Source organism: Bifidobacterium magnum (assembly GCF_000741255.1).
GTDB lineage: Bacteria > Actinomycetota > Actinomycetes > Actinomycetales > Bifidobacteriaceae > Bifidobacterium > Bifidobacterium magnum.
In genome coordinates this window covers 65269-71661 of the sequence record NZ_JGZB01000013.1, presented here as the reverse complement: position 1 = coordinate 71661, position 6393 = coordinate 65269, and the positions used below count along the sequence as shown (strand labels likewise).

At 65.2% G+C, this 6393-nt stretch carries 5 protein-coding genes and 1 pseudogene; all 6 read right to left on the bottom strand.

What is annotated here, in order from left to right; all coding sequences use genetic code 11:
- Positions 1–93 precede the first annotated feature (93 nt).
- The 6 genes and pseudogenes from BMAGN_RS07780 to BMAGN_RS07760 all read right to left on the bottom strand — a co-directional run bounded on the left by BMAGN_RS07780 (position 94) and on the right by BMAGN_RS07760 (position 6322).
- Positions 94–600, bottom strand: coding sequence for a ComEA family DNA-binding protein (locus tag BMAGN_RS07780; RefSeq protein ID WP_051892970.1), 507 nt, complete (start codon positions 598–600; stop codon positions 94–96).
- Between the two features lie 193 nt (positions 601–793).
- On the bottom strand, positions 794–3760 hold the full coding sequence (gene leuS / locus BMAGN_RS07775; protein ID WP_022859499.1) for a leucine--tRNA ligase: 2967 nt from the start codon (positions 3758–3760) through the stop codon (positions 794–796).
- An 85-nt stretch (positions 3761–3845) separates the two neighbouring features.
- On the bottom strand, positions 3846–4217 hold the full coding sequence (locus BMAGN_RS08630; protein ID WP_051892966.1) for a substrate-binding periplasmic protein: 372 nt from the start codon (positions 4215–4217) through the stop codon (positions 3846–3848).
- Positions 4218–4269: 52 nt separating this feature from the next.
- Positions 4270–4716 (bottom strand): annotated as a pseudogene (locus BMAGN_RS08780) (transporter substrate-binding domain-containing protein); the annotation flags it as partial.
- 19 nt (positions 4717–4735) lie between these two features.
- On the bottom strand, positions 4736–5686 hold the full coding sequence (locus BMAGN_RS07765; RefSeq protein WP_022859501.1) for a magnesium transporter CorA family protein: 951 nt from the start codon (positions 5684–5686) through the stop codon (positions 4736–4738).
- Between the two features lie 231 nt (positions 5687–5917).
- The gene (locus BMAGN_RS07760; protein ID WP_022859502.1) at positions 5918–6322 is read right to left on the bottom strand and encodes a pyridoxamine 5'-phosphate oxidase family protein; all 405 of its coding nucleotides are present in this window, start codon (positions 6320–6322) and stop codon (positions 5918–5920) included.
- Positions 6323–6393: the final 71 nt, after the last annotated feature.

Here is a 6393-nt window from a genome sequence, read left to right as displayed (position 1 = left end):
CGTGCGGGGACGCCACATGCGAGGACAGCCACGCCACGGCCCAGCATGCAAGCGCGGCGGGAAGCATGCGCCAGTCACGCGTGCCGTCCACGGCTAACCCACCGTAATGTAGGGCCGCAGTTTTTCCACGGTTTTCATGCCGATGCCCGCCACGTTCACCAGCTCGTCCACGCTGGCGAACGGTCCGGCGCTCGCCCGATAGGCCACAATGTTCGCGGCCGTCACGGGGCCCACGCCCTTGATGGTTTCCAGCTCCTCCTGGCTGGCCGTATTGATGTTCACGGGCGCCGGGGACGCGTCGGCGCGCGCCTCGGACGAGCCGGACGCTTCCCCTTGCGCGGATGGGGCCGCGGACGCGGAAGGCGACGGCGAATCGTCCGCGGCCGGCGGCGAAATCGAGGAGGGAGATGAAGAAGAAGATGAAGATGAAGAATTGGCAACCGACAGGGACGCTTGCGCCGCCGTGAAATTGATGGACTGCTGGACCAGCAGCGTTATGCTCGCCGCCAAGGCGACCACGAGCACGAGAATCGCGGCGAGCGCATGCTTGGGTTCCACTCCGATTTGCGGGGGCGCGGCGACGCGGCGTGTGCGCGCCATCCCCCATGAGGCCGCGCATGGCGTCGCCGCGCAACGTTTCCAGGCCGGCGCGACCGGAGGCGTTTTGGAGCGCCCGGGGCGGGAGCGGGGGCGCGGGCGCATCCGTTCTGATATGGGACATGCCCATAGCTTTACTCGGCTATGGGCATGTCGTCTTGTTGACGCCGGGGTTGTGGCGTTACGGGTGTGTCGTTCACACCCCCGGTACGATCGAAACGATCTTGGGGGCCTTGACGATCACCTTGCGCGGCGGCACGCCGCCCAGACGCGATTCGACGGCCTCGAGCGCCATGCGTTCGAGTTCGGCCGGGTCGATGTCGGGGCTCACTTCCAGCTTGGCGCGCACCTTGCCCTTGATCTGGACCACGGCAGTCACGGAATCCTGTCCCACGTAGCGTTCGTCGGCGACGGGCCACGGATGGTGCGCGAGGGACTCCTCGTGTCCCAGGCGCGCCCACAGTTCTTCGGCGATGTGCGGAGCGATCGGCGAAACCATGAGCACGAGCGGTTCGATGGCGGCGCGGGGCACGCGGTCGAGTCCCGTCAAATGGTTGTTGAGCACGATGAGCTTGGCGATGGCCGTGTTCGGGCGCATGCCTTCCATTTCGGCCGTCACGTCCGCGATCGTGTTGTTCACGAGCTTGAGCGTCTTGACGTCGGGAGCCTCGTCGGACACGGTCGCCTCGCCCGTGGCCTCGTCGACCACGTTGCGCCACAGGCGCTGCAGGAAACGCATGCCGCCCACCACGTTGCGCGTGTTCCACGGGCGGGACTCGTCGAGCGGGCCCATGCTCATCTCGTAGAGGCGGAACGTGTCGGCGCCGTAGTTTTCATACATGTAGTCGGGCGTGACGATGTTCTTCAGGCTCTTGCCCATCTTGCCGAACTCGCGGTTGACATGCTGGCCGTTCCATTCGAACTGCGGGTCGGTGCCACCGGACACTTCGGACACTTCGTCGGCCGGCACGTACTGGCCGCGGTCGTCCGTGTAGGCGTACGCCTGGATCATGCCCTGGTTGAACAGCTTGTGGAACGGTTCGCACGAGTCCACGTAGCCCAGGTCGAACAGCACCTTGTGCCAGAAGCGCGCGTACAGCAGGTGCAGCACGGCGTGCTCGACGCCGCCCACGTACAGGTCCACGCCGCCCGAAACGCCCTTGGCCTTGTCGCCCTTGGGGCCCATCCAATAGTCGTATTCGTCGCGTTCCACCATGCGCTCGGTGTCGGTGGGGTCGAGATAGCGCATGTAGTACCAGCACGAGCCCGCCCAGTTCGGCATCGTGTTCGTGTCGCGGTAGTACGTCTGCTCGCCGTCTCCCAGGTCCATGCGGACCTTGACCCAGTCCTCGTTGCGGCTCAGCGGGGCTTCCGGGCTCGAGTCCGCGGCGTCCGGGTCGAACGTCTTCGGGGAATAGTCGGGCACGTCGGGCAGCGCGATCGGCAGCTGGCTGTCGGGCAGCAGGTGCGGGACGCCGTCCTCGCCGTACACGATCGGGAACGGTTCGCCCCAGTAGCGCTGGCGGCTGAACAGCCAGTCGCGCAGGCGGTAGCTGGTGGCGCCCTCGCCCACGCCGGCCTCCTCGAGCCATGTGCATGCGGCGGCCAGCGCGTCGTCCACGCGCATGCCGTCGAGCGACAGCGCGTCGCCGCGCGCCTCGGTGGCGTCCACCGACGAGTTGATCACCACGCCGTCATGCGACGTGTACGGGGCCTTGCCCACGTAATTGTCGAGCGAATCGCCGGATTCGGGAAGCGGGGCGACCGTGTAGATGACGGGCAGGCCGAACTTGACCGCGAAATCGTAGTCGCGCTGGTCGCCGCCCGGGACGGCCATGATGGCGCCCGTACCGTAGTCCATGAGCACATAGTCGGCCGTGAAAATCGGCAGCTTCGCGCCCGTGATCGGGTTGACGGCGTACAGGCCCGTGAACAGGCCCGTCTTCTCGCCGTTGTCGTCGGCGCGGTCCTTGGCGCTCTTCGCCTCGGCGATCTTGCGGTAGGCGGCCACGGCCTCGCGCGGCGTCGCGTATCCGCCGCGCCACTGTTCGGGCACGTCGTCCTCCCACGCGTCCGGCACGTGCGCGAGCAGCGGATGCTCCACGCTCACCACGCAGAACGTGGTGCCGAACAGCGTATCGGGGCGCGTCGTGTAGATTTCCATGTCCTGGTCTTCCGCGGCCGTGGGCACGCGGAAGTGGACGGACGCGCCATGCGATTCGCCGATCCAGTTGCGCTGCATGAGCTTGACCTTCTCGGGCCAGTCGATGTCGGCCAGATCCTCGATCAGGCGGTGGCCGTACGCGGTGATGCGCATCGACCACTGGCGCAGCTCGCGCTGGAAGACGGGGAAGTTGCCGCGTTCGGACTTGCCTTCCGCGGTCACCTCCTCGTTGGCGAGCACCGTGCCCAAGCCCGGGCACCAGTTGACGGGCGACTTGGAAATGTAGGCGAGGCGGAACTCGTTGAGCACGTCGGACTGCTCGGCGGCCGACAGCGCGTCCCACGACTGGCCCTCAAAGCCGGGAATCGGGCGCTCGCCGGAACGGAACTGGTCCACCAGTTCGCTGATCGGGCGCGCGCAGCCCAGCGATCCGGACGGGTTCTTCGCTTCCGGATCGTACCAGGCGTCGTAAATGCGGGAGAAAATCCACTGGGTCCAGCGCACGTATCCGGGTTCGATCGTGGCGAAGGAACGGCGGTTGTCGAAGCTCAGGCCCATGCGGTGCAGCTGGCGGCGCATGTTGGCGATGTTCTGTTCCGTGGTGACGCGCGGATGCTGGCCCGTCTGCACGGCGTACTGTTCGGCCGGCAGGCCGAACGCGTCATAGCCCATGGCGTGCAGGACGTTCTCGCCCTTCATGCGGTGGTAGCGGCTCATCACGTCCGTGGCCAGGTAGCCTAGAGGATGGCCCACGTGCAGGCCCTTGCCCGACGGGTACGGGAACATGTCCATGGCGAAATAGGAGGGGCGTCCGTCCGCGTGACGGCCCTTGCCGTCCGTCAGGTCGCCGCTGACGTTGGCGGCCCAGAAGGTTCCCTGGTCGTCCCACGTGCGCTGCCATTTTTCTTCGATCTGTTGCGCCATCGCCGCGTTGTAGCGGAACGACGGCTCGCCCGCCTCGCTTGCGGGCGTCTGCGCGCTCTTCTCAGTGTCACTCATAAGGCACGATTATCGGCAGTCCACCGGACAGTGCCCCCGGGCCGGTCCATCTGCGCGACCAGTATGTGGCCGCGGCCGCGTCGCGCTACTGCTGTGAGCCCCGGGCCGGATCCGTCACGGATTGCATGCGCTTTGCGCACAGCTCCCGGTCCGCCCGGTAGCCGCCAAACGCTTCCAAGTCGCGTACCGCCGCGTCCCAGGAGCCGTCCTTGACCATTTGGCGCAACGCGTCGTCGACCTGCTCGGCGAGCGTCGTCGAACCTTTCGCCACGGCCACGCCGTACGACTGGACGCCGAACGAGGCGTCCGCCACGTGCACGTATTCGTGCCCCGTTTCCTCGGCCAGGCCGTCGAGGATGGGCCGGCCGGCCACGACCGCGTCCACCTCGTCGGTCAGCAGCGCGGAAACGCACCGGTCGTATCCCGGCTCTTCGCGCACGCGCGCGCCTTTGGCCACGTCGGCGAGCGCCGCCTGGGCGTCGGTGCCGGGGACGGTGCATACGGTTTTGCCGTCGAGAGAGGCGGGGAGAGCCGGTGGTGTCGCGTTCGTCGTCGCGCACCATGACGCCGTTGGCTGAGGCGAGGTAGGGTCCGGCGAACAGCGGGCCGTCGTTGCCGGGGTTGACGGGCATGGCCACGAACGCCATTTCTATGGCGCCGTCGGCGAGCAGGCGTCCGGCGCTGGCCGCGTTGGCGGCCACGTATTCGATCTGGTGTTCCCCGTATCCGAGATAGTCGGCCACGTAGTTGGCGACGTCCACGTCGAAGCCCTGGTGCGTGTTGTTGTGCAGCCATCCCATGGACGGCTCGTCGACGGGCACGCCGATTTTGATGACGGGCCCGTCGGGCTGGCCTTGGGTGACTACGGAAATGGAGGTGCCGCATCCGCCCGCGCCCAGCGTTCCCAAGGCGCATAGGAGCGCGAGGATGCTGCGGGTTCGGCGTGCGCGGGTCATGGTTGCCTCCGGTCTGGGTTTATTTGAACAGTCGTGAACGGGTCAGGAACCACGTGACGATGGCGGACAGGACGAGCGAGATGGCGATGATGACGATGAATCCCCATCGCGAGTCGGACAGCGGCATGCCCTGCATGCCGTCCTGGAAGTTCATGCCGTACATGGAGAAGATGAGCGTGGGGATCGAAAGCGTGATGGAGATGATGGTGAAGATGCGCATCACGTTGTTCAGGTTGTTGGACACGATCGACCCGAACGCGTCGGTCATGTTGGAAAGGACGCCGCTGTAGATGTTGGCCATCTCGATGGCCTGCTTGTTTTCGGTGATGACGTCTTCGAGCAGGTCCTCGTCTTCCGGGTACTGCTTGATCCTGGAAAGCGTCATGAGCTTTTCCATCACGATTTCGTTCGATTTGAGCGAGGTCGTGAAGTACACGAGCGTTTTGCTCAGTTCCATGAGCATGATGATTTCCTGGTTTTGCATGGCGTGGCGCAGCCGCAGTTCCAGTTTGTCGGTTTCGCGGTCGATGATGCGCAGGTAGCGCAGGTACATGGTGGCGTTGCGGTACAGGATTTGCAGGATGAACCGCGAGCGCATGAATGTGTTGAAGCCTCGGATGGTGCCTTCCATGAACGGGTGGAGCACGGGGGTGTCCTGCATGCACACGGTGATGATCATGTTCTGCGTGATGATGATCGACAGCGGGATCGTCTCGTACCAGTCGCGTCCCGAGCGCTGTTCGACGGTAGGGATGTCCACGATGATCATCGTGTAGTCCTCTTCCACGTCCACGCGGGAGCGTTCCTCGTCGTCGAGGGGTGCGCGCAGGTCGGCCAGGTCCACGCCCGTTTCTTGCGCCACGGTGGCCAGCTCCACGTCGGTGGGGTCCGCGAGGGACAGCCAGGAACCGTTTTCCGGTGCACTGATCTGTTCCACTTGTCCGTTGATTGTCGTGAACATGCGCAGCATGACTTTCACCCGCCTCTCGTCGTCTCTTAATAATTAAGATCGGTCCGGCTAGCCGCATGACTGGAAATAGAGCGGGTCCGTCACCGTCCACGATCTGGTCGCGGCGACGCGCGGCTTCATCCGAACCAGTAGGCCATGGTAACGCACCGGGTACGACAAAACAACGGGGACGTCCCGCAGGATATCCCCGTTGTCGAATTCGCTTTGGCCCGAGGTTTCAGGTGCCGGAGGTCAGTCCTTGGCGATGGTGGTGCCGGCCTTGGCGCCGCCGGTCAGGTCCTCGATCGCGGTCACCTCGAGCACCACGATGCACGCGGGAACCTTCGTGCCATTGGCTTCGGCCACGGCCACCTGCTCCTTGTAGAGCTCGTCGTCGGTGTGCAAGGTGACGTTGCCGCGGAAACGGTAGCCCGTCTTTTCGGCCAGGTTGGCGCAGGCCACCACGAGCGGCGAACCGTCCTCGAGGTTGCGGTAGGTCTGGCCGGCCGTGCGCTCATGGTAGGCCAGGTGCGTCTCGTCGAGCACGTACATGGACATCTTCGGGCCCAGTCCGAGCACCCCGTCGAGGCTTTGGGTGGCCACCCAGCACAGGTTGGCGTCCACGAATTCCTGCATGTCTTGCGTTAATACTGCCATAGTATTTCCTTTCTGCGTGATTCCATCTTCGCCCACGCGCGCCCCGCATGCGGGATTGTGCGCGGCGGGCG